The organism is Paraburkholderia aromaticivorans (assembly GCF_002278075.1).
GTDB classification, from domain to species: domain Bacteria; phylum Pseudomonadota; class Gammaproteobacteria; order Burkholderiales; family Burkholderiaceae; genus Paraburkholderia; species Paraburkholderia aromaticivorans.
In genome coordinates this window covers 2,219,434-2,239,773 of sequence record NZ_CP022990.1, presented here as the reverse complement: position 1 = coordinate 2,239,773, position 20,340 = coordinate 2,219,434, and the positions used below count along the sequence as shown (strand labels likewise).

At 60.9% G+C, this 20,340-nt stretch carries 20 protein-coding genes; 9 read left to right on the top strand and 11 right to left on the bottom strand.

Annotated features, from left to right (window positions below; genetic code table 11):
* The first annotated feature begins 89 nt into the window (after window positions 1–89).
* Window positions 90–1,022 carry a LysR substrate-binding domain-containing protein gene (locus CJU94_RS29655; RefSeq protein WP_208645379.1) on the top strand — a complete coding sequence of 311 codons (933 nt, stop codon included), beginning with the start codon at window positions 90–92 and terminating at the stop codon, window positions 1,020–1,022.
* A 31-nt stretch (window positions 1,023–1,053) separates the two neighbouring features.
* Here CJU94_RS29655 and hppD read toward each other — a convergent pair whose 3' ends face one another.
* A complete protein-coding gene (hppD, locus tag CJU94_RS29650) occupies window positions 1,054–2,187 on the bottom strand; it encodes a 4-hydroxyphenylpyruvate dioxygenase (RefSeq protein WP_095422139.1) in 1,134 nt (377 codons plus the stop codon).
* A gap of 272 nt (window positions 2,188–2,459) precedes the next feature.
* Window positions 2,460–3,455, bottom strand: a complete 996-nt coding sequence (gene pcaQ / locus CJU94_RS29645; RefSeq protein ID WP_095422138.1) for a pca operon transcription factor PcaQ — start codon at window positions 3,453–3,455, stop codon at window positions 2,460–2,462.
* A 108-nt stretch (window positions 3,456–3,563) separates the two neighbouring features.
* Between pcaQ and pcaH the strand changes: the two genes are divergently transcribed.
* Window positions 3,564–4,268 (top strand): protocatechuate 3,4-dioxygenase subunit beta, encoded by a 705-nt coding sequence (pcaH, locus tag CJU94_RS29640; protein WP_095422137.1) that lies wholly within the window; start codon window positions 3,564–3,566, stop codon window positions 4,266–4,268.
* A 3-nt stretch (window positions 4,269–4,271) separates the two neighbouring features.
* Window positions 4,272–4,859, top strand: a complete 588-nt coding sequence (gene pcaG / locus CJU94_RS29635; RefSeq protein WP_095422136.1) for a protocatechuate 3,4-dioxygenase subunit alpha — start codon at window positions 4,272–4,274, stop codon at window positions 4,857–4,859.
* A 172-nt stretch (window positions 4,860–5,031) separates the two neighbouring features.
* On the opposite strand, the gene CJU94_RS29630 is transcribed toward pcaG, so the two are convergent.
* Window positions 5,032–5,295 carry an H-NS family nucleoid-associated regulatory protein gene (locus CJU94_RS29630; RefSeq protein WP_095422135.1) on the bottom strand — a complete coding sequence of 88 codons (264 nt, stop codon included), beginning with the start codon at window positions 5,293–5,295 and terminating at the stop codon, window positions 5,032–5,034.
* Between the two features lie 467 nt (window positions 5,296–5,762).
* Between CJU94_RS29630 and CJU94_RS29625 the strand changes: the two genes are divergently transcribed.
* The 3 genes from CJU94_RS29625 to CJU94_RS29615 all read left to right on the top strand — a co-directional run bounded on the left by CJU94_RS29625 (window position 5,763) and on the right by CJU94_RS29615 (window position 7,409).
* Window positions 5,763–6,398, top strand: coding sequence for a LysE family translocator (locus CJU94_RS29625; protein ID WP_095422134.1), 636 nt, complete (start codon window positions 5,763–5,765; stop codon window positions 6,396–6,398).
* Window positions 6,399–6,689: 291 nt separating this feature from the next.
* Entirely contained in the window at window positions 6,690–6,893 is a 204-nt protein-coding gene (locus CJU94_RS29620; RefSeq protein WP_007178877.1) for a cold-shock protein, read from the top strand.
* Between the two features lie 291 nt (window positions 6,894–7,184).
* The gene (locus CJU94_RS29615; protein ID WP_095422133.1) at window positions 7,185–7,409 is read left to right on the top strand and encodes a hypothetical protein; all 225 of its coding nucleotides are present in this window, start codon (window positions 7,185–7,187) and stop codon (window positions 7,407–7,409) included.
* A 141-nt stretch (window positions 7,410–7,550) separates the two neighbouring features.
* On the opposite strand, the gene CJU94_RS29610 is transcribed toward CJU94_RS29615, so the two are convergent.
* The gene (locus CJU94_RS29610) at window positions 7,551–9,182 is read right to left on the bottom strand and encodes an acyl-CoA synthetase (RefSeq protein ID WP_095422132.1); all 1,632 of its coding nucleotides are present in this window, start codon (window positions 9,180–9,182) and stop codon (window positions 7,551–7,553) included.
* A gap of 110 nt (window positions 9,183–9,292) precedes the next feature.
* Between CJU94_RS29610 and CJU94_RS29605 the strand changes: the two genes are divergently transcribed.
* Complete coding sequence (locus tag CJU94_RS29605) at window positions 9,293–10,096, top strand: Crp/Fnr family transcriptional regulator (protein ID WP_425272206.1); 804 nt, start codon at window positions 9,293–9,295, stop codon at window positions 10,094–10,096.
* A gap of 186 nt (window positions 10,097–10,282) precedes the next feature.
* Window positions 10,283–11,842: a methyl-accepting chemotaxis protein gene (locus tag CJU94_RS29600; protein WP_095422130.1), complete on the top strand. Its 1,560-nt coding sequence runs from the start codon at window positions 10,283–10,285 to the stop codon at window positions 11,840–11,842.
* Between the two features lie 101 nt (window positions 11,843–11,943).
* Here CJU94_RS29600 and CJU94_RS29595 read toward each other — a convergent pair whose 3' ends face one another.
* From CJU94_RS29595 to rpoD, 7 genes are all read right to left on the bottom strand, one after another.
* Window positions 11,944–12,297 carry a transposase gene (locus tag CJU94_RS29595; protein WP_095422129.1) on the bottom strand — a complete coding sequence of 118 codons (354 nt, stop codon included), beginning with the start codon at window positions 12,295–12,297 and terminating at the stop codon, window positions 11,944–11,946.
* 241 nt (window positions 12,298–12,538) lie between these two features.
* The gene (locus CJU94_RS29590) at window positions 12,539–13,672 is read right to left on the bottom strand and encodes a porin (RefSeq protein WP_095422128.1); all 1,134 of its coding nucleotides are present in this window, start codon (window positions 13,670–13,672) and stop codon (window positions 12,539–12,541) included.
* 949 nt (window positions 13,673–14,621) lie between these two features.
* Window positions 14,622–14,795 carry a hypothetical protein gene (locus CJU94_RS41475; protein ID WP_167397581.1) on the bottom strand — a complete coding sequence of 58 codons (174 nt, stop codon included), beginning with the start codon at window positions 14,793–14,795 and terminating at the stop codon, window positions 14,622–14,624.
* Window positions 14,796–14,995: 200 nt separating this feature from the next.
* On the bottom strand, window positions 14,996–15,202 hold the full coding sequence (locus tag CJU94_RS29585; RefSeq protein ID WP_167397580.1) for a hypothetical protein: 207 nt from the start codon (window positions 15,200–15,202) through the stop codon (window positions 14,996–14,998).
* A 262-nt stretch (window positions 15,203–15,464) separates the two neighbouring features.
* On the bottom strand, window positions 15,465–15,968 hold the full coding sequence (locus CJU94_RS29580) for a c-type cytochrome (protein WP_244221008.1): 504 nt from the start codon (window positions 15,966–15,968) through the stop codon (window positions 15,465–15,467).
* Between the two features lie 249 nt (window positions 15,969–16,217).
* On the bottom strand, window positions 16,218–17,084 hold the full coding sequence (locus tag CJU94_RS29575; RefSeq protein WP_095422126.1) for an NmrA family NAD(P)-binding protein: 867 nt from the start codon (window positions 17,082–17,084) through the stop codon (window positions 16,218–16,220).
* Window positions 17,085–17,898: 814 nt separating this feature from the next.
* Window positions 17,899–20,094 carry an RNA polymerase sigma factor RpoD gene (gene rpoD / locus CJU94_RS29570; protein WP_425272205.1) on the bottom strand — a complete coding sequence of 732 codons (2,196 nt, stop codon included), beginning with the start codon at window positions 20,092–20,094 and terminating at the stop codon, window positions 17,899–17,901.
* Here rpoD and CJU94_RS42600 point away from each other — a divergent pair.
* The gene (locus CJU94_RS42600) at window positions 20,084–20,326 is read left to right on the top strand and encodes a hypothetical protein (RefSeq protein WP_425272204.1); all 243 of its coding nucleotides are present in this window, start codon (window positions 20,084–20,086) and stop codon (window positions 20,324–20,326) included. The genes rpoD and CJU94_RS42600 overlap by 11 nt on opposite strands.
* The last annotated feature ends 14 nt before the right edge of the window (window positions 20,327–20,340 follow it).

The following is a 20,340-nucleotide window of genomic DNA, read 5'->3' as shown; positions in this document are numbered from 1 at the left end:
ACGGCACGATCAAAGGCGTGATTATTCAAATCGGCAGGCTCGCCGTAAAGAGAGATAAAATCGCCACTTGATGCGTTTTTGGAATCAACGTGCGAAAGTTCAAGATCCCCAACATGAGCGCGCTGCTCGCTTTCGAAGCCGCCGCGCGGCACGAAAGCTTCACGCTTGCGGCCCGCGAACTGTTCCTGACCGAGAGCGCGGTGTCGCGGCAGATCAACACGCTGGAAAGCAACCTCGGCGTGCGGCTGTTCGTGCGTGTCAAGCAGCGCGTGGTGCTGACGAAGGCGGGCAAGGTGTATGGCGCGCAGGTGCGGCGCTCGCTGGAACAGCTCGATCGCGACACGCTGTCCATCATCGCGCACGGCAGCGGCGGCGGTTATCTGGAACTCGCGGTGCTACCGACTTTCGCGTCGCAATGGCTGATTCCGCGGCTCGCGGCATTCAACGCGCAATATCCGGACGTACGCGTGAACATGGGTGTACGAACCGGCACCTTCCCGTTCGGCGAGACCCATTTCGAGGCTGCGATTCACTACGGCAAGCCCACATGGCCGGGCACGTCGGCGGATTTTCTGTTCAGCGAAGAGGTCGTGCCGGTGTGCGCGGCGAGTCTGCTGACGCGGCCCGTTCAGAGCGCCGCCGATCTTCTGGACTATCCGCTCGTGCACTCCACCACCCGGCCGGACGGCTGGGCAACGTGGTTCGCCAGCATGGGCGTCGACGATAACCGGACCATGCAGGGCGTGCGCTACGAACTCCATACCATGCTGATCAGCGCGGCCGCGGCCGGCCTCGGTATCGCGCTGGTGCCGCGTTTTTTCGTCGACGCGCAGCTCGAACAGCTAGGGCTCGTGATCCCGCTCGATGCGCCCGTGGTCGCCGATTCGGCGTATTACCTCGTCTACCCGACCGAGTTGAGTCACGGCAAGCCGCTCGCGAGTTTCCGCGGGTGGCTGTTGCACGAAGCCGCCGCGTACAGCGCGGTGAACCCCGAACTGGCCGGCCCGCCCGATACCGATTGACCGGGCGTCAGGTGAGGCGTCAAGCGAGGCGTCAAGCGCCGGATGATTCGCGCGCCTGGGCCAATGCGTTCAGATTGCCCTCGCCGAAACCGTGGTGCCCCTGGCGCTGCACGATCTCGAAGAATATTTCGCCGGCGCGGCGGCGCACGAAGGTCTGGAAAAAAAGCAGTGGCACACCGTCCGCGCCGATTTCGCCGTCCACCAGAACATGCGTGCGCTTGAGCCGCTCGACGTCGAGCCCGTGGCCCGGCAGACGCGCGTCGAGTTGCTCGTAATAGCGCGGCGGCGGTTCGACGAATTCCACGCCGTTTGCGAGCAACTGCTCGACGCACGCGAAAATGTCGTCGGTGGCGAGCGCGATATGCTGCACGCCTTCGCCCGGATGGTCGGGCAGATACTCGTGCATCAGGTTGGTCCGGCGCGTGCCTTCCTCATACAAGGGCACGCGGATCGCGCCGCACGGCGACACCATCACGCGCGATTCCGCCGAGACATGCCAGTTGGCGTGCAACTCGTGAATCTCGCGGAAATTGAGCAGGTCGCGATAGAAGTCGAGCCATTCCTGCATGCGGCCCTCGCCGACCGTTTGCGTCAGATGGTCGACCGCGACGAGGCCGGTGCCCGCGTGGCTCAAGTCGGCCTGCGCCGTGTCGATCTGGATGGGCCGGAAGTCGATGTCGAAGATCGAGATGTCACCGAGGCCGCCGCGCTGGCCGCCGCGGCCGCGCCAACGGTCGACAAAATAGATATGTGAATCGCCAATGCCCTGGATGGCCGGAATCAGCAACTCGCCGGCGCCCGTCTTCTCACCTTCGAACGCCCATGCGCCGAGTTCGATCGCCCGGTCGAAGGCGCGCTGCGCGTCGGCCACGCGGATGCCGATCGCGCAGATGCCCGCGCCGTATTCCTCGGCATAGCGCGCGGCGAACGAATCCGGCTCCGCGTTGATGAGGAACTGCATCTCGCCCTGGCGATACAGCGTGACATCCTTGCTGATATGGCGCGCAATCGCCTTGAAGCCGAGTTTGGTGAAGGTTTCGCCGAGCGCCTGCGGATCGCGCGCGGCGAACTCCACGAATTCAAGGCCGGCGGTGCCGAGCGGATTGTGCTCAGGTGCCGACACGGCGCGCAGCGCGGCGTCTGGAGTGGGCAAGTCGCTGGGCATGGCAATCTCCTTTACAGTCTTTGGACGCTGTTTCCGGCGTTTCTGATGGTCGATGCTGGTGTTCGAGGCAGGCCGCCGGCTGTCCGCATACGCCGCAGCAACACGGGCCGCGACGGCTTTTGCACCGTGTTTGTACACCGGCCGGCCGCCCGTTCGCAACCATCATTTTGTACTGAATGGTTCACGCAGTGGGAGTGGCGGCCCCGCGGCGCCGACTGGCCGTCCGCTTCAATGCTCGCACGACGCTGCCCGATAAGCGATTGCGGGACGCGCTATTTGCGGCTGCGCTTGCGCGCGCCTTTACCCGTTGCCTCACCCGCCGCCTTTTCCGCACTGGCCGCCATGCGCTGCCGCGCGACCTCGCGCACCGCATCGATAAACGCCCGCCCGGCCGGCGACGGCTGCGTGTCCGAGCGCCGGATCAAACCGACCGGCTCGCCCGTGCCGGCAAAGGGCAACGGCAAACGCACCATCATGCCGTGCGCCAGTTCATATTCGACCGCGCTCAGCGGCACGAACCACACCGCGCCGTTCTCCAGCGTCAACGCCCGGCCCGTGGAAACCGACAATACCTCCACGAACGCCGACAACGGCGGCACGCCCCACGCGCTCAACAGACTTTCCGCCGATTGCCGGATCAAGGTGCCGAACGGCGGCAACACCACCGGAAAATCCTCGAGCGAGGTGGCCGGCAAACCCGCGCCCAGCGCCAACGGATGCCCGGCCCGCACCACGGCGATCAACGGCTCGCTGAACAGTTGCTCGAAACTGAGCCCGACCATCCGCTCGGGATCGGCCAAACGCCCGATCGCAAATTCGATCGTGCCCGCTTTCAGGCGTTCGAGCAATTCCGGGTTGGCGCCGGTCGCGAGGCGCACGATCACGCGCGGCCACAGCGCGGCGAACTGCTTCAGCACCGGGGGGATCAATACCGCCGCGACGGTCGGCAGAATGCCGATTTCCAGCGTGCCCGCCGCCGCGCCTTCCGCGCGCGCCAGCAGATCGACGCCCTGACGCAGCGCGCTGACGCAGGCGCTTGCATGCGGCATGAAGAGTTGTCCCTCGCGGGTCGGCACGGCGCCGTGACGGCCGCGCTCGAACAGCTTCACGCCGAGAATCGCTTCGAGTTCGGCAACCGTCTTGGAAACGGCGGGCTGGGTGATCGACAGGCTGTCGGCGGCGCGCTGGACGCTGCCGAACTGCGCGACGGCCAGAAAGCACTGAAGATGACGGAATTTGACGCGACTATCCGCGAGGCTGCGTTGCATAACGGCAGGTTATACGAAAAGGGCGAAAACGTCATTTTGCATAACCTCTCAGGTTGGATAAAGTCCTTCCATCAAGTTGCAATTCACAAATCTTCCAAGGAGACACTGGTGGACGATTCCTTTCTCACCGCGCGGGACTTCGCGTCCCATCCCCCATACATCTATCCCGGCTACGGTTCGTCGGTCAAACGCGGCCCGACGCGTCCTCTGATTCCGCTAAAGGAAAAGCTGCGCGATCAGCACGTGCCGGTCTACGGCACCGAAGACCTCGGCGCGCTCGATCACGATCTGACGCGTAACGCCGTGCGCAACGGCGAACCGCTTGGCGAGCGGATCATCGTGACGGGCCGCGTGCTGGACGAGGGCAACCGCCCGGTGCGCAACACGCTGGTCGAAATCTGGCAAGCCAATGCCGCCGGCCGCTATGTGCACAAGGCCGACCAGCACGACGCGCCGCTCGACCCGAATTTTCTCGGCGCGGGCCGCTGCATCACGGATAACGAAGGCCGCTACCGTTTCCTGACGATCAAGCCGGGCGCCTACCCGTGGGGCAACCACCCGAACGCATGGCGTCCGAACCATATCCATTTCTCGCTGTTCGGCGACCACTTCGGCTCACGCCTCGTCACGCAGATGTACTTTCCCGGCGACCCGCTGCTGGCGTTCGATCCGATCTTCCAGGGTACGCCCGAGCATGCCCGTGACCGCCTGATCGCGAATTTTTCGCTCGACACCACGCAAGAAGCCTATGCGCTCGGCTACGACTTCGACATCGTGCTGCGCGGCCGCAACGAAACTCCGATGGAGCGCTAAGCCATGACCACCCTCAAGCAAACGCCCTCGCAAACGGTTGGACCCTACTTCGCTTACGGTCTGTGCCCGCAGCAATACGATTTCGACTTCAAGAGCCTGTTCACGCCCGTCCTCGCTGATCGCGAAGCGGCCGGCGAGCACATCACGATTGTCGGTCAAGTGTTCGACGGCGACGGCAAGGTCATCGGCGACGCCATGCTCGAAGTGTCGCAAGTGGATGCGAACGGCCGCTTCCCGGAGTCGCGCGAGGAAATCCTGAAGACCGGCTTTCGTGGCTTCGCGCGCGTCGGCACCGGTACGGATCCGCACAAGCGTTTTGTGGTGGAAACGGTGAAGCCCGGTCGCGCCGGTCCGGACGAAGCACCGCATCTGAACGTGGTCGTCACCATGCGTGGCATGCTGTTGCACACGTTCACGCGCGTGTATTTTGAGGACGAAGCCGCCGCCAATGAGAAGGACCCGGTGTTGTCGACGGTGCCCGCGGACCGCCGCGGCACGCTGATCGCGCGCCGCGAGCCGAATGTAGCGAACATTTACCGCTTCGACATCTACATGCAGGGTGACAAGGAAACCGTCTTTTTCGACCTGTGACGCGGTTTTCTCTACACTTTCATATTGCTTTCACATACACTGAGCTTGATCCTTCTAGCGACTGGATCGTGAAACTCCGAGTAGTTGAGCCCGCCTTGCGCGGGCTTTTTTTTGATCTTGTATTACCGAAGCAATGCCGAAGCAATCGGCGAGCGAATTCCGCGCACCGCGCCTAGCAACGGAAATGATCGATGTTCTGTCCGGCGTAAATGGCGCGCGCGAGCCAGTCCGGTTTATCGCCGTGACCGTCCCAGGTACGGCCGTAGGCGTCGCGATACATGACGGCCCGGGTCGCGGCCACATCGGCTTCGATCGCTTCGGCAAGCGCTTCCAACGTAATGCCGTATTCATCCATGCGTCGGCGGATCCACACGATCAGGCGCTCACGCGCATTCCCGTCGAGGTCGAACAGCCGTTGTTCTTCTCGCTCTTTCATAACGTACCTGTATCGCGGCTAATCATGCTTGCGTTAGATAAACCAAAGGCTTCGCTAAACAACGCGAAGCCTATGCGTGATTAAGATGGCGCGAGTGCAAATCGGACTTACGATGCCTTTTTCCGCGCGCGAACACGCGCACCTGAAAATCATGCCCGATAAATCCTGGATCAGGGGGAATTCGCCGGCAACTGGATCGAATTGCGCTCGTGTTGCGCCCCGTGGTTCAGGGCTGCTTCAGCGTATGGAAAGTAATTCTAGCATCCCATTTCGTCCGCTTGCAGCAATGGACTATTAGCCTCCGATGCGGGGCTTTTCAATTGGTGATGTTTTATCTGCGGCATCAAGACCGCGCGCACAAACGGTAAGACTGATCGATGGGAAATGAGTCGATAGTAAACGTGGAACTCCGCCCTTTCATGCTATGTTCCACTGACTATCACGCCCGCGCCAAGGAGACGCTCGACATGTCTGCTTCAACCGCCATCATCACCATTCTCGCCGCACTGCTGTTAGGCGCGATGAGTCCGGGACCGAGCTTCGTCATCGTCGCCCGCAATGCGATCGGGCTATCACGCGGCGATGGTCTCGCCACCGCGATCGGCATGGGTGTGGGCGGCGTGTTTTTCAGCGGCATCGCGCTGCTCGGCCTCTACACCTTGCTGGCCAGTGTCGAATGGCTCTACGTCGGCCTGAAAGTGGGGGGTGGCCTCTATCTGATTTACCTTGCGTCGAAGATCTGGCGCGGCGCCGCCAAACCCCTCGCCTTCGAGACGACGCAAGCCGTCCCGGCCAATGCCCGCAAATCTTTCTGGATCGGCTTGAGCACACAGCTCAGTAATCCGAAGACAGCCGTCTATTACGGCAGTATCTTCGCTGCCCTGTTGCCGCAACATCCGCCGTTGTGGTGCTACTTCGCATTGCCGCCTGCGATCTTCGCCATCGAAGCCGGCTGGTACACCGTCGTCGCGCTGTGCTTTTCGAGCAAGCGGCCGCGCGAGATCTACCTGACGTGGAAAGCCTGGGTCGATCGCGTCGCCGCGAGCGCAGTCGCCGCGCTTGGATTGCGCCTGATCCTCACGGCACACAAAGTGGGCATCTGACACGCGTTGCCGCTTGAACCGCTCGCCGTGTCGCGCGACACGGCGAGCCCGGAACCGAACTTCTTCGGCGTGTCGGAAGCAGGTTTTTCCCGGCGCCCGCCAAAACAGTTACAAGTTAAATGTTGACGCTGACAGCCCCGACGGTTACTGTGACATCCGAAGTTCAAGAAGTTCGATTGCTGTTCATCAATGTCTCGCTCTCTAAGCGGTATTCGTTGTCCTCTCCCTCCTTGATGCTTCACGCGCTCTTTCACTGAGCACATCTTTCTATTTTTACCTCAAGGATTCTTTATGGATACCGGTACCGTTAAGTGGTTCAACGACAGCAAAGGCTTTGGCTTCATTACTCCGGACAAGGGCGGCGACGACCTGTTCGCGCACTTCTCCGAAATCAGCGGCGACGGCTTCAAGACGCTGGCTGAGAATCAGAAAGTGAGCTTCGAAACGAAGCAAGGCCCGAAGGGTCTGCAAGCGGCTAACATCAAGCCGATGTAAGTTTGAAGGGCTCGGTGTCCGGCAACGGACATCGGGCTGCAGCGACATCTTCGCGGAGCGTTTGCCTCCCACAGTTGGCGCGATCGCTTTGAGCCGCATGGAATACAAGCAGCTCGCCTAAGCGCCAAACGCCTCGTTGCACCTCATTCTCCCCTCCGGCTTCAACGCCCGTTTTTTCGCTTTCCGACTGCGTCAGGATTCGGCTCGCAATGGCTTGAATCAGCTTGGCCGCGCACCCGTACAAGGGGGTCCGCAAGGCAGGCGCGCACTCGACTATTATTAAAAAATAAAATGCACAATACACACATTCATCATTACAACGGCTATGCCGTCAAACCCTCGGCGCACCGTTTGCCCGATGGCACTTTTTCATCCAATCTGCTACTCGAACGCGCTGACAGCGCACGTGCCGAAGGGCGCTACCAGTTCTATTCGCTCGATTACTTCACGAACGAAGAACAGGCCTTGCAGCACTCGGCACGCTGGGCTCGTCACTGGGTCGACACGCGCGGCTAAACTCGCGATCGGCCTGCGAGCCTGCGCGATGAGGCGCACGTCGTCCGTGTGCGGATAGGCGCTTGTCTCGCGGCATGAACAAAAAAGGAGTGGCGTGCCGTTCGGCACGCCACTCCTTTTTGCATCGCGCGCGTGACTACGCTATTGGTTTTGCTCTGTCTTGATACGCGCGCGCAGTTCGAACTTCTGAATTTTTCCCGTCGACGTCTTCGGCAATTCGCCGAAGCGCACCGCTTTCGGCAACTTGTATCCCGCAAGGAAGAGCCGGCAGTGCGCAATGATCTCTTCCGCGCTCACCTGAGCGCCCTCCTTGAGTTCGATGAAGGCGCACGGTACCTCACCCCATTTCGGATCGTCCATCGCCACCACGGCCGCCACGGCGACCGCAGGGTGACGATACAGCGTGTCTTCGACCTCGATGCTCGAGATGTTCTCGCCGCCTGAAATGATGATGTCCTTGCTGCGATCGCGGATGCGGATATAGCCATCGGGCATGCGCACGCCGAGATCGCCGGTATGGAACCAGCCACCCTCGAAGGCCGCTTCCGTCGCGCGCTCGTTCTTCAGATAGCCCTTCATGCAGATGTTGCCACGAAACATGATTTCGCCGATCGTCTCGCCATCGTTGGGAACGGGTGCGAGCGTCTCCGGATCAAGCACGGTCACCGCTGCCTGCAGGTGATAGCGCACGCCCTGGCGCGCGTTCAGTTCGGCGCGCACGGCGTCGTCGAGCGTGTCCCACGCTTGCTGTTTCGCACAGACCGCAGCCGGCCCGTAGGTCTCGGTGAGTCCGTACACGTGCGTGAGATCGAAACCGATCTCCTTCATCTTCGCAATCACGGCCGGCGCAGGCGCCGCGCCCGCCACCATCGTCGACACGCGGTGCGTGATGCCCTCACGCCATTCGACCGGCGCATTCGCGAGCGCGCTCTGCACGATCGGCGCGCCGCAGTAATGCGTGATGCCTTCGCGGCGAATCAGATCGAACACCGTCTTCGCATCGAATCTGCGCAGACAGACATTGACACCGGCGCGCGCGGCCACTGTCCACGGAAAACACCAGCCGTTGCAGTGGAAGAGCGGCAAGGTCCAGAGGTAGACCGCGTGCTTGGGCATGTCCCATTCGAGGATATTGCTCAACGCATTCAGATAGGCGCCGCGATGGTGGTACACCACACCCTTCGGATCCCCGGTCGTACCCGACGTGTAGTTCAGCGCAATGGCGCCCCACTCGTCGCCCGGCGTGGTCCACGCGAATTCGGGGTCGCCGGATTCGACGAACGCTTCGTAGTCGGTCGCGCGGATAAATTGATCGGGGTCGGCGGGCATGGCGTCCGCCACGCTGATGACGCGCAGATCCGGGAATTCCAGCGCGGCGCGATGCGCGAACTCGCCATATTCCGTATCGACGATCAGCGCCTTCGCCTCGCCGTGGCGCAGCATGAACAGCAGCGACGAAATATCGAGCCGGGTGTTCAGCGTGTTGAGCACCGCACCGGCCATGGGTACGCCGAAATGCGCTTCTATCATCGGAGGAATATTGGGCAGCAAGGCCGCGACCGTATCGCCGCGCTCGATGCCCGCACGCGCCAACGCACTGGCCAGACGCCGGGTGCGTTCGTAGGTTTCGCGCCAGTTGCGGCGAATCTCACCGTGGACGACCGCCGGCCGCTCACCGTAGACTTCTGCCGCGCGCACGATGAAATCGATCGGCGTCAGCGGGACATAATTGGCCTCACGGCGCTCAAGGCCTGCTTCGAACATATGCTTCATCGCGTTGTCTCCTGAGGCGCTCGCCGCGCCGTCAACTATTCTCATTGGTAAACTAGGTTAACAAGGGTCATGGTGAACTGTCTGTCATTCAAATGACAGAGTGGCACGCCTTGGCGCTTTCGAACCTCGATTCGATCAATAAGTCCCTATCGATCCCGCCATCCGCCATGACCGACGCCTCGCTCACCGCTCCCGCCGAAGCCCGTCCGAACCGGCTGGAACGGGTCGCGCGCGCCGACCTGCCGGGTCTGTTCGCCACTTGCGCGTGGTTTCGGGCGCTCGCCCCGGAGCATCAGGCCATGGTGGTGGCGAGCGCGCACGCGGAGCATCTGGAAGGCGGCGCGTGGATCGCGCGCCGCCAGGAGCCGTCGGATTACTGGATCGGCGTGCATTCCGGCCTCCTGAAGCTGGCCATCTATAACGCCTCCGGACGCAGTTGCACGCTCTCCGGCGTTCCGCCCGGCGGCTGGTTCGGCGAAGGCAGCGTGATCAAGCGCGAACTGCGCAAATACGACGTTGCGGCGATTCAACCTTCGCTCGTCATGTTCGTGCCGTCGGACACGTTTCACGCGCTGCTGGAGTCGAGCCTGCCGTTCACCGGTTTCGTGATCCGGCAACTGAACAACCGCATGGGCGAATTCATCGCCTCGATCCAGAATAGCCGGCTGCTCGACGTCGACGCGCGCGTCGCACAGTCGCTCGCGCAACTGTTCAATCCGGACCTCTATCCCGATACCGGCCGCACGCTGGCCATTTCGCAGGAGGAGGTCGGGCTGCTGGCAGGCGTTTCGCGTCAGCGGATCAATCAGGCGCTGCAAAACCTGGAGCGACTGCAGATTTTGCGCCTCTCGTACAACCAGATCCATGTGCTCGACCTCGACCGCCTGAGCGCGTTCGGCCGGGAGCAGATCTAGCGCCAACACGCGGCCAGCCCTTTGGCCACGCCATCTTTGGAGCGCCGCCGACCCGCGGCCGTTTCGCTCGTCAGCCCGTTTTTTGAGCAACCGGATCAAGAAAGTGCCGCGCGCGCCGTTATGGAGCTATGCAGCGCAGATTGCAGCCGTCCCTATTCCGAGCTCAACGTATTGTCGAATCCGATAATGAACCGTCTGACACTGAAACAGAAACTGTGGGTGCCGTTGCTGCTGTGCTGGGCCGCGCTCCTGATCGTGACCGTCGTGAACGCGTACGAGGCGCGCAATGCTCAAATGGAGGCACGGCGCGGGGATCTGGCCGACATCACCGACATGGCGACGTCAATTGTCGCGGATTACGCGAAACAGGCCGACGCCGGCAAGCTCTCCGTCGATGAAGCGAAGCAGCAGGCCATTGCCCGCGTCCATGCGCAACGCTACGGCGCATCCGGCTACGTGACGCTCGTGCGCAGCGATTCGGTCATGATCGATCACCCCATGAGCCCGAAGCTGAATGGCAAGGACATGAGCGGCTTTCGCGACGCCAAAGGCAACGCGCTGTATCAAGACATCGCCCATGCCGGCGGCTCGGCCTCCGGCGCCGGCTACCTGCGCTACTGGTGGCCGAAGCCCGGCGAAACGGCGCCCAGCGAAAAAATCGGCTATGTGAAGCGCTTCGGCCCGTGGGGTTGGGACTTCATCGCCGGCGCCTACATGGACGACATTCAGGCACAGTTCTACACGACGCTCACGCGCTCGGCGGGCATGCTGGTGGTGTTGGGCGTGCTCGTGTCCTTCGTCGCTTCTCGCGTGGTGCGCAACGTGTCGCGCTCGATTGGCGGCGAGCCGGCCACGGCGGCCGCGATCGCCACGCAGATTGCTCGCGGCGATCTCGCCACCCGCATCGACCTGCGCCGCGACGACACGTCGAGCCTGCTGTTCTCGCTGCGTGAAATGCGCGATCAACTCGCATCGACCGTTGCGCGCATCAAGACCTCGGCGGAGACGATCACCACCGCTTCGAAGGAAATCGCCGCGGGCAATCTGGATCTGTCGAGCCGTACCGAAGAACAGGCCGCTTCGTTGCAGCAGACCGCCGCCAGCATGGACCAGCTCACCAAGACCGTCACGCAGAATGCCGACAATGCGGCGACGGCGTCCGAACTGGCGCGCGACGCGTCGGACATCGCCGCGCGCGGCGGTCAGGTGGTCAACGACGTGGTCGAGAAGATGGCGGGTATCACCGGTAGTTCGAGCAAGATCGGCGAGATTATCAGCGTGATCGAGGGGATTGCCTTCCAGACCAATATCCTCGCGCTGAACGCCGCGGTGGAAGCCGCGCGCGCCGGTGAAGAAGGGCGCGGCTTCGCCGTGGTCGCGGGCGAGGTGCGCAATCTCGCACAGCGCAGCGCGACAGCGGCCAAGGAGATCAAGGTGCTGATCGATCAGTCGGTCGCGCAAGTCGGCGAAGGCTCGGCGCTCGCGGGCAAGGCGGGGAGCACGATCGGCGAGGTGGTCGACGCGGTGCGCCGCGTGACGGCCATCATGAACGAGATCTCGGCGGCTTCGAAGGAACAGAGCTCGGGTATCGGCGAAGTCAATCTCGCGATTCGCCAGATGGACGACGTGACGCAACGCAATGCCGCACTCGTGGAGCAGGCTGCGGCCGCGGCCGGTTCGCTCGATGAGCAGACCGACCGGCTGCGAGATGCCGTCGCCGTGTTCAGGGTCGCGCAACCTGCGTAATCGGGCCACGGACGTAGAGACCCACAAACTGCTGCAATTGAAAAAGGCTGTCACCGGGAACCCGGTGGCAGCCTTTGTGTTTGCAGTCGCGAAGCCGCGGTCTAAGCGGCACGCACACCGCTTCGGCGCGTGACAGGCCGCTCCAGAATCGTATCGTTCTCGAACAGCGTGAGAACGATGTTCGCCAGCACACCCGATTTCTTCCAGCGCAGATAGTAGCGATGCGCCGTCTGGTACGGCGCGTAGCACTGCGGCATCGCACTCCATGGCGCGCGCGCCTGCAGCACCCACATCACGCTATTCACCACCCAGCGGATATCGATGCTGGGACGGCCGCGCCGGGGTCCCTGCTTCTTCATTTCGGGCAGCAGCGGCACGATGCGACGCCACTGCTCGTCGGTAAGATCGCAATTGGGCGGCGTATGAGGCTGCCACCTGGAAGCGGAAGTATTCATGCAGTAAGAAAGCGCAGCCGGGGCACACGTGCCGACGCCGTCACGAAATAGGGTCTATCCATCAATGGATTTGAGACTAACCCAAGCACGCGTTCGCGAAGGTTAATTCTTGTCAGATGGCGAGCGCAGTCGTCAGAACATGCGAGACGACATCTAAAACAGGCCGGCCCTCGAATCCGCCCGCGCATAAAAAAAGGTGCCGCGAACGGCACCTTTTTGTACAACCGGCTTCTGTTGAAGCTTAGAAGCGGTGACGCAGACCGACCGTAGCAGCCGTCTGGTTCTTCGACGACGACGGCAGTTGCGTGATGTCGCCGCTGTAGATCGAAGCGACACCGCCGTCGCCCATTGCGTGCTGGTACACGGCTTGAGCGTAGACGTCCGTACGACGCGACAGCGAGTAGTCAGCCTGCAGGCCGATCTGGTGGTAACGCACCGACTCCGAACCACCGTTCGCGCCAACGCCGTAGCCCTTGCCGTCCGTGAACGTGTAAGCCACGCCCAGGCCCAGAGCCGGGGTCACGTTGTACTTGCCGTTGACTTCGTAGTTGTTAGCGCGCAGCGATTGCTGGCCAGCCGTGAAGTTGTCCGAACGCGATTGCGTCCATGCCAGACCGACGGTAGCCGGGCCGAAGGCGTACGAACCAGCAACGCCGAATTCACGTTGACGGAAGTTGCCGACGTTGCCTGCCAGCGCGTTGACGTACGAGCTATCCGAAGCACCGTTGTTGCCGGCGCCCGGGTTGTTCTGCTGTGCGTAGGCAGCGCCCAAACGCAGACCTTGCCACTGGTATGCAGCACCGATGCTGTATTCGCGGTTGTTTGCGAATGCACCAGCCTGGTTCGAGAAGCCGTACGTGCCGCCGAACGTGAAGCCAGCGTAGTTAGCGCTCGAGTACTTGATCGAGTTGTTGACTGCGTAGCCGCCGTTCGTGTTCAGGTTGTCGTTATTGAACGGGTGCGCGAAGTACGTACCGCCCCAGCTGCCCGTTGCGGTCAGCGGTGCGAGGTAGTCTTGAGCTGCGTCGTACTGACGGCCCAGCGTGACCGTACCGAATTGCGCGCTCGACAGACCGACGAACGCTTGACGGTTGAACATGCCGTTGTTGTTAGCGAACTTGCCGTTGTTGATGTTAAAGCCGCTTTCCAACGTGAAAACTGCCTTCAGACCGCCGCCCAGGTCTTCCGAACCGCGCAGACCGAACATGCTTTGGTTGATGCCGCCGCTACCGGCTGCCCACTTGGAGTTGTGGTTCACGTTGCTGGTGTACGTCAGGCCAGCGTCCAGCAGACCATACAGGGTCACGCTGCTTTGAGCGTGAGCGACGGAAGCGAACGATGCGGCAACCGCAACGACGATGAGACTCTTTTTCATGCGTGGGACTCCTGTTCGATAAATTTACGCGGGGAGCGGGACCTGCCTCGGCAACGCGCGCTTCGCACCCGTTGCCGCCCTGTTCACCGACCCCGTTTCGGATCGGTCGGGCACCCTTGAAACGAAGCGTGAGTGTAGGGGGACACCCTGATAGGGATGTTCGCAATTCACACAACAGGATTTTTCAGAATCCGCAACAATGAAATCGCGATAAGCATTAAGTCTTTGTTTTTTAATTACTTATCGTGAAATTGGGGGCCTGTCGCACCTGCTTTAGTCATAAGTAATTTGCAACTTTTCAATATTGCCAGTTGTGTGTATGCAACAGGGTTTAATACGCCTGACGTAATCGGGTCGGACCAAGACAGAAATACGAGACGTTTGATTGCTCGAAAATGAGGCAATAGCCTCACCGCATGCAAACCGGTATAAATTTATTATAGAAAGCCTGGAACTTAATCCAACGGATACGGTCGCTTATCGAGGAAGCGAATAATCAGTCTCGCTGAATTTAGCCATTAACTTCTGTTGGCGACGCATTGGATTTAATGGCTCGCTCTTATGCGATGCATTAAAGCAGTCTGGTCGCGCTGAACGTTGCATGCGTCGCGCGCAGGCGTGTGAGCCGCGGCGCTACTGGCGATCGTCGCACGGATGACCTTAATGCACTTGCGCCCTGCGGGCGTGGTGGCATCGTGCTCTCAGGAGGCCGGTGACTTCCCGGTCAGGCTAAAGAGAGAGCTTCTGATATGAGCTCTGGATTCACCCGTTGCATGAAGGAAGTCTTCAGCACGGGTGTTGCCCGGAGGTGAAATGCGGCGCCAACCGCCGCGTGACAAAACCCGCGCTGAAAACGGACGGCAAACTTCAAAAGCCTTCCAATTTATTTAACGGCACGGCCGTGCCTTTTTTTGACACGGAGTTTCCCTAGCTACCGCCCAGCATGAACTTATGGTCTGCCTCGCGACCGTCGGAGTGCCTCTTCGTCTTCGGGTGAACCGCCCGGCGCAAGCGGGTCGGTTTCAGCCGGCACGCCGGGCAATAGACGCGGCTGCTCGCCAGGTTCATCGAGTGGCTGGTTGGCCGGGTCGGCGACGGGGTCGATGGTGGGATCGGTTTGCATGATAAGCGTCCTGAGATGGGAAAGGCTCCCAAGCCTGCTCGCGCAACGGCTATTCCCGGCTGTGGGTGCCGCGGTCAAATCTTCCCGAGGTCGAGGGGCGCTCGAGCGATCCAGGTGCGAATGTAGAAATTGCGCAGTCGCGCGGCGAAATTTTCAAGGTCCGTTCGTGCGGTCCCCGTACCTCGCGCGGCGACGAAATGTCAATGGCGATCGAGTCGCGAATGCGGCGGTTCGTCGCCCGAACCGGTCAGGAACGGCTCAAGACCGAACAACCAGGCAAAGCAGAAAGTGACGCGTGCCAGCGTGCTGATCTGAGGTTGCGGCATGCTCTCGCCGGCGCCTTCCAGGGGCGTGGCCAGCAAGGATGAAGTCTGGGCGTATTCAGTCGCGGTGTGGTCAGGGCGCATGGTCGTTCTCGTTATCGATACGGTCTGGAAGCCGACCCTATGCAAACGACGTGCCACGCCATGGCCGAAACACGGCGCGTAGCTGGGACTTCGAATCCGCGGACTCGAGCGGCCGCTCCGTTCGCTTCGCTCCAGACGCATGTTGCAAGCCGATAAAGTTTTCGCATCTCGCGTTACTTCACCGTATCACTGCGCCTTGACACACGACTGTTTCGCGCGAAACGTTCCGCCTGACCGCGGCGTTCCACCATCCGCCGAATCCTCACTTCGAACCGTGGACAAGCGTCTCGTATCGCTCCGGGGTGATACCCCGTGCGTCGTAGAGAAATGCCGCCGTTTGCCATATCGTCCGGTCGGATTGTGTCTTTCCGAAGCTCGGCATGGCGGTCATGTTCACGCCATGCTTGATGACCCAGAACATCAGCTTGGGATTGTTGCGGCGGCTGGCGGCCAGCAGCGTAGGTGCAGCCGGCTGTATCCCCTGTCCAATAAAGCTCAGCGGTTTGCCTGGCACTCCATGGCAAGCGGCGCACGTCGAATCGTAGAATTGCGCGCCGGCCCTGATATTGTTAAGCGACATCAGATCGCCAGGCGGCACGTCTTTGCCCGCGTGATGATGGAGCGACGCCTCATAAGTCGAGTGCAACATCCATGCAATGATCGGGTTGTCTTTCGAGCTTGCGGATACGTCGTACACGCCCGAAAAACCGAACAGAAGCGCTCCGATTGCCAGCAGGCTCAGCGTGATAACGATCGTCGCAGCCACGCTGGCGACGGGATGACGGAATGGCATGGGAAACGCTCCAGAGTCGCTCTATGCGCGTAGATTGATCGGCCCATCCCATCGCCACTTCACACGTCTTGGAAGCGATAAGGATGAGCGACCGATCGTAGCGCGCGCGCCGTTACCGGATCCCGTCGTCAGGATTACGGTCTTGTCATCTTGGCTGAACGACCATGCAGCACTTCTTTAGAGAAGCAGGACGTTCATATCCAGTCAGCGGACCGCTGAAGCTCACAGGGGCAGCCGTTCGATTAGCGAATGCAACACCGTTTCCAGCGCCACAGTGCCCTTTATCGTCTGGTCGGGCCTCTCGAATTCGATCCACCCCTCGTTAAAGCCATCCAGCATCTGTATGCGCGGGGTCGGATTTTTCATGCCCTGCGACTCGAAGAGTGCTTCCCACGTATCACGCGGCGCGGTCTCCATGCGTACGTCCTTGCCAAGCAAGCGCGAGAACGCATTCGCCAAATCGTTCGGGGTGATGCGCCGCGGGCCCTCGAGTTCAACGATCCGCTTGCCGGACCATTGCTGCTGCAACATGCTCGCCGCGACTCGGCCGACATCGGTGGTAGCCACCATCGGAACCGGTTTATCGAGCGGCTGCAGGAAGCTTGGGATGACGCCTGCCGTGCGGGCGGGCTCCACATCCCACGCCGCATTTTCGATGAACCAGCCCGCGCGCAGGAAGGCGATCGGCATCGGCAGCGAACCCAATTCCTGCTCCATATGGCTCAGTTGCTGCAACAAGTTCGGCCGCTCAGCCTGGGCGCCAATGGTCGACAGGCAGACCACTTTCGCCGGACTAGCTTGTTTCAATGCCTCGCGCACCGTCCCGACCAGGCGACGCGATTCCGCAAAGTCCGGCGAAGGATCGAAGTTCGGCGGCAGCAGGATAAACACGCCGTCGGCCCCGGAAAATGCCGCGCACAGCGCGTTCGTGTCGGACATCTCGGCGATGGCGATTTCACAACCCTGGCTACTCCAATCGGCGCCCTTTGTGGCACTACGAACCACTGCACGCACATCCTTTCCAGCCGCAAGCAACGAGCGAGCAACAACGCCCCCGACCTGACCCGTGATACCCGTAATTGCAAACATTCTGCTCTCCAGTTGAACGCGGCTCGAACCGCTTGAGGAGAATTCTGGACGTACGGTCATGCCGTGTGAATGGCATGAATGTCATTTCATATATGCGTGTACGGCATCACGAGTCACCTGCCGCCAACGACGAGGCAACCGACCATGGAGCCCACGTCATCGCTCTTCGTATGCATCCTTAAGGCTGCGAGGGTGCCCACCTCCCGCGTTGCAAGCGTGATCAAGCAGCGAAAGGTCTCGCGCTTACTCCTAGTCGTCGATCGCGTCGGCGTCGTGACTCCGCCCCGTTTGCCGGGACGCTCTACATCGAAGTTGTGGAGCCCAAGAAAAGAAAGCCACTCCGAAGAGTGGCTTTCAATTGTTTGGTGGGCCTCCCGTGAGTCGAACACGGCACCAACGGATTATGCTTACCAGCTACGGTTTTCACCGTCCCTTTCGGGTTTGTGGTCTGGACTGTCTCTTGTCTTTACGACCTGCCCGTTCAGTCTCTACACGTTCTCTCGAAGAGAGCTTCGCTCGGGATTGCCACGCCGCCTGGGCAGCAGAGGGTTCCCCGAATTTGAGCAGTTCTACCAAGGAGCAGAGCTAACTTACCCCAAGGCAACCCATTCACGACTCACCATGCCGTGCTGCGAGGTTTAGGTGAGTCCTTGCTAAGTCCGCTGCTCTAACCAAGCATGAGCTAGAGGCCCTAAAACCTTGATTGGCCGACATACTACACGAAAAAGGAGCCTTCGCAACCGCTTCGATCCGCCGAAACAACCGCGAGGCTCCTTCAAACCGCTACATCATTGCAACCCAACGCCAACCTCGATCAATTCCCTTCGAGGAATGACTTCAGCTTGTCCGAACGGCTCGGGTGACGCAGCTTGCGCAGCGCCTTCGCCTCGATCTGACGAATGCGTTCACGCGTCACGTCGAACTGCTTGCCGACTTCTTCGAGCGTGTGATCGGTGCTCATCTCGATACCGAAACGCATGCGCAGCACCTTCGCTTCGCGCGGCGTCAGCGAGTCGAGCACGTCCTTCACGACATCGCGCATGCTGGCATGCAAAGCGGCGTCGGCCGGCGCAACCGTGTTGTTGTCTTCGATGAAGTCGCCCAGATGGGAATCGTCGTCGTCGCCGATCGGCGTTTCCATGGAGATCGGTTCCTTCGCGATCTTCATGATCTTGCGGATCTTGTCTTCCGGCATTTCCATCTTCTCGGCCAGCGTTGCCGGATCCGGTTCGAGACCGGTTTCCTGCAAAATCTGACGCGAAATACGGTTCATCTTGTTGATCGTTTCGATCATGTGAACCGGAATCCGGATCGTGCGCGCCTGGTCCGCGATGGAACGCGTAATGGCCTGACGGATCCACCACGTTGCATACGTGGAGAACTTGTAGCCACGGCGATATTCGAACTTGTCCACCGCCTTCATCAGGCCGATATTGCCCTCCTGAATCAGGTCGAGAAACTGCAGACCACGGTTCGTGTACTTCTTCGCGATCGAGATCACGAGACGCAAGTTCGCCTCGGTCATTTCGCGCTTCGCCTGACGCGCCTTCAGCTCACCCGCCGCCATCTGACGGTTGGTTTCCTTGAGGTCCTTCAGCGGCAGCACGACGCGCGCCTGCAGATCCAGCAGGCGTTGCTGCTGTTCGCGAATGGCCGGAATATTCCGCGTGAGGATCGCGCTATACGCGTGACCTTCACCGACGATCTTGTCGGCCCATTCGAGATCCGTTTCACTGCCGGGGAAACGCGCGATGAATTCCGCACGCGGCATGCCGCACTTGTCGACCACCGTGTGCAGGATCTGACGCTCGACCTGACGCACTTCGTCCACCTGCGCGCGCAGCGTGTCGCACAGGCGCTCGACCGTACGCGCGGTGAAGCGGATCGTCATCAGTTCGTTCTGGATCGTTTCCTGCGCCTTCAAATACGACTTGGACTTGTAGCCTTCCTTCTCGAACGCGCGGCGCATCTTGTCGAACCATTCGCTGATCATCGCGAATTTTTCGAGCGACGCACGCTTGAGCGCTTCCATCTGCGCTGCGTTCGCCGTGGCCTGCGCCGTGCCGTCGTCTTCTTCCTCGTCTTCCGCGTCGTCTTCTTCGACTTCCTCGTCTTCGCTTTCGATCGCTTCCGCTTCTTGCGCGGAGAAGCCGTCCGCGTCTTCCGCGTTGGCGTCGATCAGGCCGTCGACCAGTTCGTCGATGCGAATTTCCTCATTCGCGACGCGCTCGGCCATCGCCAGAATGTCGGCGATGGTGGTCGGGCACGCGGAGATGGCCATCACCATGTGCTTCAGGCCGTCTTCGATCCGCTTCGCGATTTCGATTTCGCCTTCACGCGTCAGCAGTTCGACCGTGCCCATTTCCCGCATATACATGCGGACCGGGTCGGTGGTGCGGCCAAATTCCGAGTCGACGGTGGACAGCGCAACTTCCGCTTCCTCTTCCACTTCGTCGTCCGAAGAAGCCGCCGGCGCGTTGTCGTTCAGCAGCAGCGTTTCAGCGTCCGGGGCCTGCTCGTACACCGCCACGCCCATGTCGTTGAACGTGCTGATGATGCCTTCGATCGCCTCGGTCTCGGTGAAGTTGTCCGGCAGGTGGTCGTTGATTTCAGCGTACGTGAGGAAGCCGCGCTCCTTGCCGAGCTTGATCAGCGCGCGCAGTTTGGAGCGGCGCTCCTCGAGTTCCTCGACCGTGCCAGGCTGCGACGACGCGAAAGCGTCTTTCAGCAGCGCTTTTTCCTTTGCACGACGGTCGCGAGCCTTGGCCTTTTCCACCTTGGCTGGAACAGCCGCGGGGCTTTCTTCGCTTTGGGTTGCGTCGTCATCGACGGGTACTTCGTTCAGCTTTTTCGTCATGGAGTTCGCCGTACCGGCTGTAGTCTCGACTCGCGGCTGGTGGACAACAGCCGGTTGAACCGTGGATACTGGAACCTCGCGCACTACCGCATCGTCCTGCGCGGCAGCCGCTTCCCTTGCGCTTCTGACACCCGACCCCTTCGTGGCCGGCACTGCTACAACTTTCGCCGCCCTGACCGGCTCCGCTCGCGCAGCAGAAATGGTCGAGGACTTCTTCCCGGCAACGGGTGAAACGCTGACGGCAGACGCTTTTCTGGCGGAAGAAACTAACTTGGCCTCGGTGACCTTTCTGGTCGGCTCCTTGGAGTTCGTGCCTGTTGCTTTCTTTCCGCCCGCAGTTGCGTCCTTAGTCTTTGCCATCGCATCGCCTTTTCGCCTTTGCTAGGAAAACCCTTTAAA

Excerpts from the sequence above, each read along its gene's own strand:
- hppD (WP_095422139.1), bottom strand. The coding sequence starts at position 2,187 with ATGCCCAGCGACTTGCCCACTCCAGACGCCGCGCTGCGCGCCGTGTCG.
- pcaQ (WP_095422138.1), bottom strand. The coding sequence starts at position 3,455 with ATGCAACGCAGCCTCGCGGATAGTCGCGTCAAATTCCGTCATCTTCAG.
- pcaG (WP_095422136.1), top strand. The coding sequence starts at position 4,272 with ATGACCACCCTCAAGCAAACGCCCTCGCAAACGGTTGGACCCTACTTC.
- CJU94_RS29630 (WP_095422135.1), bottom strand. The coding sequence starts at position 5,295 with ATGAAAGAGCGAGAAGAACAACGGCTGTTCGACCTCGACGGGAATGCG.
- CJU94_RS29625 (WP_095422134.1), top strand. The coding sequence starts at position 5,763 with ATGTCTGCTTCAACCGCCATCATCACCATTCTCGCCGCACTGCTGTTA.
- CJU94_RS29620 (WP_007178877.1), top strand. The coding sequence starts at position 6,690 with ATGGATACCGGTACCGTTAAGTGGTTCAACGACAGCAAAGGCTTTGGC.
- CJU94_RS29615 (WP_095422133.1), top strand. The coding sequence starts at position 7,185 with ATGCACAATACACACATTCATCATTACAACGGCTATGCCGTCAAACCC.
- CJU94_RS29610 (WP_095422132.1), bottom strand. The coding sequence starts at position 9,182 with ATGAAGCATATGTTCGAAGCAGGCCTTGAGCGCCGTGAGGCCAATTAT.
- CJU94_RS29600 (WP_095422130.1), top strand. The coding sequence starts at position 10,283 with ATGAACCGTCTGACACTGAAACAGAAACTGTGGGTGCCGTTGCTGCTG.
- CJU94_RS29595 (WP_095422129.1), bottom strand. The coding sequence starts at position 12,297 with ATGAATACTTCCGCTTCCAGGTGGCAGCCTCATACGCCGCCCAATTGC.
- CJU94_RS29590 (WP_095422128.1), bottom strand. The coding sequence starts at position 13,672 with ATGAAAAAGAGTCTCATCGTCGTTGCGGTTGCCGCATCGTTCGCTTCC.
- CJU94_RS41475 (WP_167397581.1), bottom strand. The coding sequence starts at position 14,795 with ATGCAAACCGATCCCACCATCGACCCCGTCGCCGACCCGGCCAACCAG.
- CJU94_RS29585 (WP_167397580.1), bottom strand. The coding sequence starts at position 15,202 with ATGCGCCCTGACCACACCGCGACTGAATACGCCCAGACTTCATCCTTG.
- CJU94_RS29575 (WP_095422126.1), bottom strand. The coding sequence starts at position 17,084 with ATGTTTGCAATTACGGGTATCACGGGTCAGGTCGGGGGCGTTGTTGCT.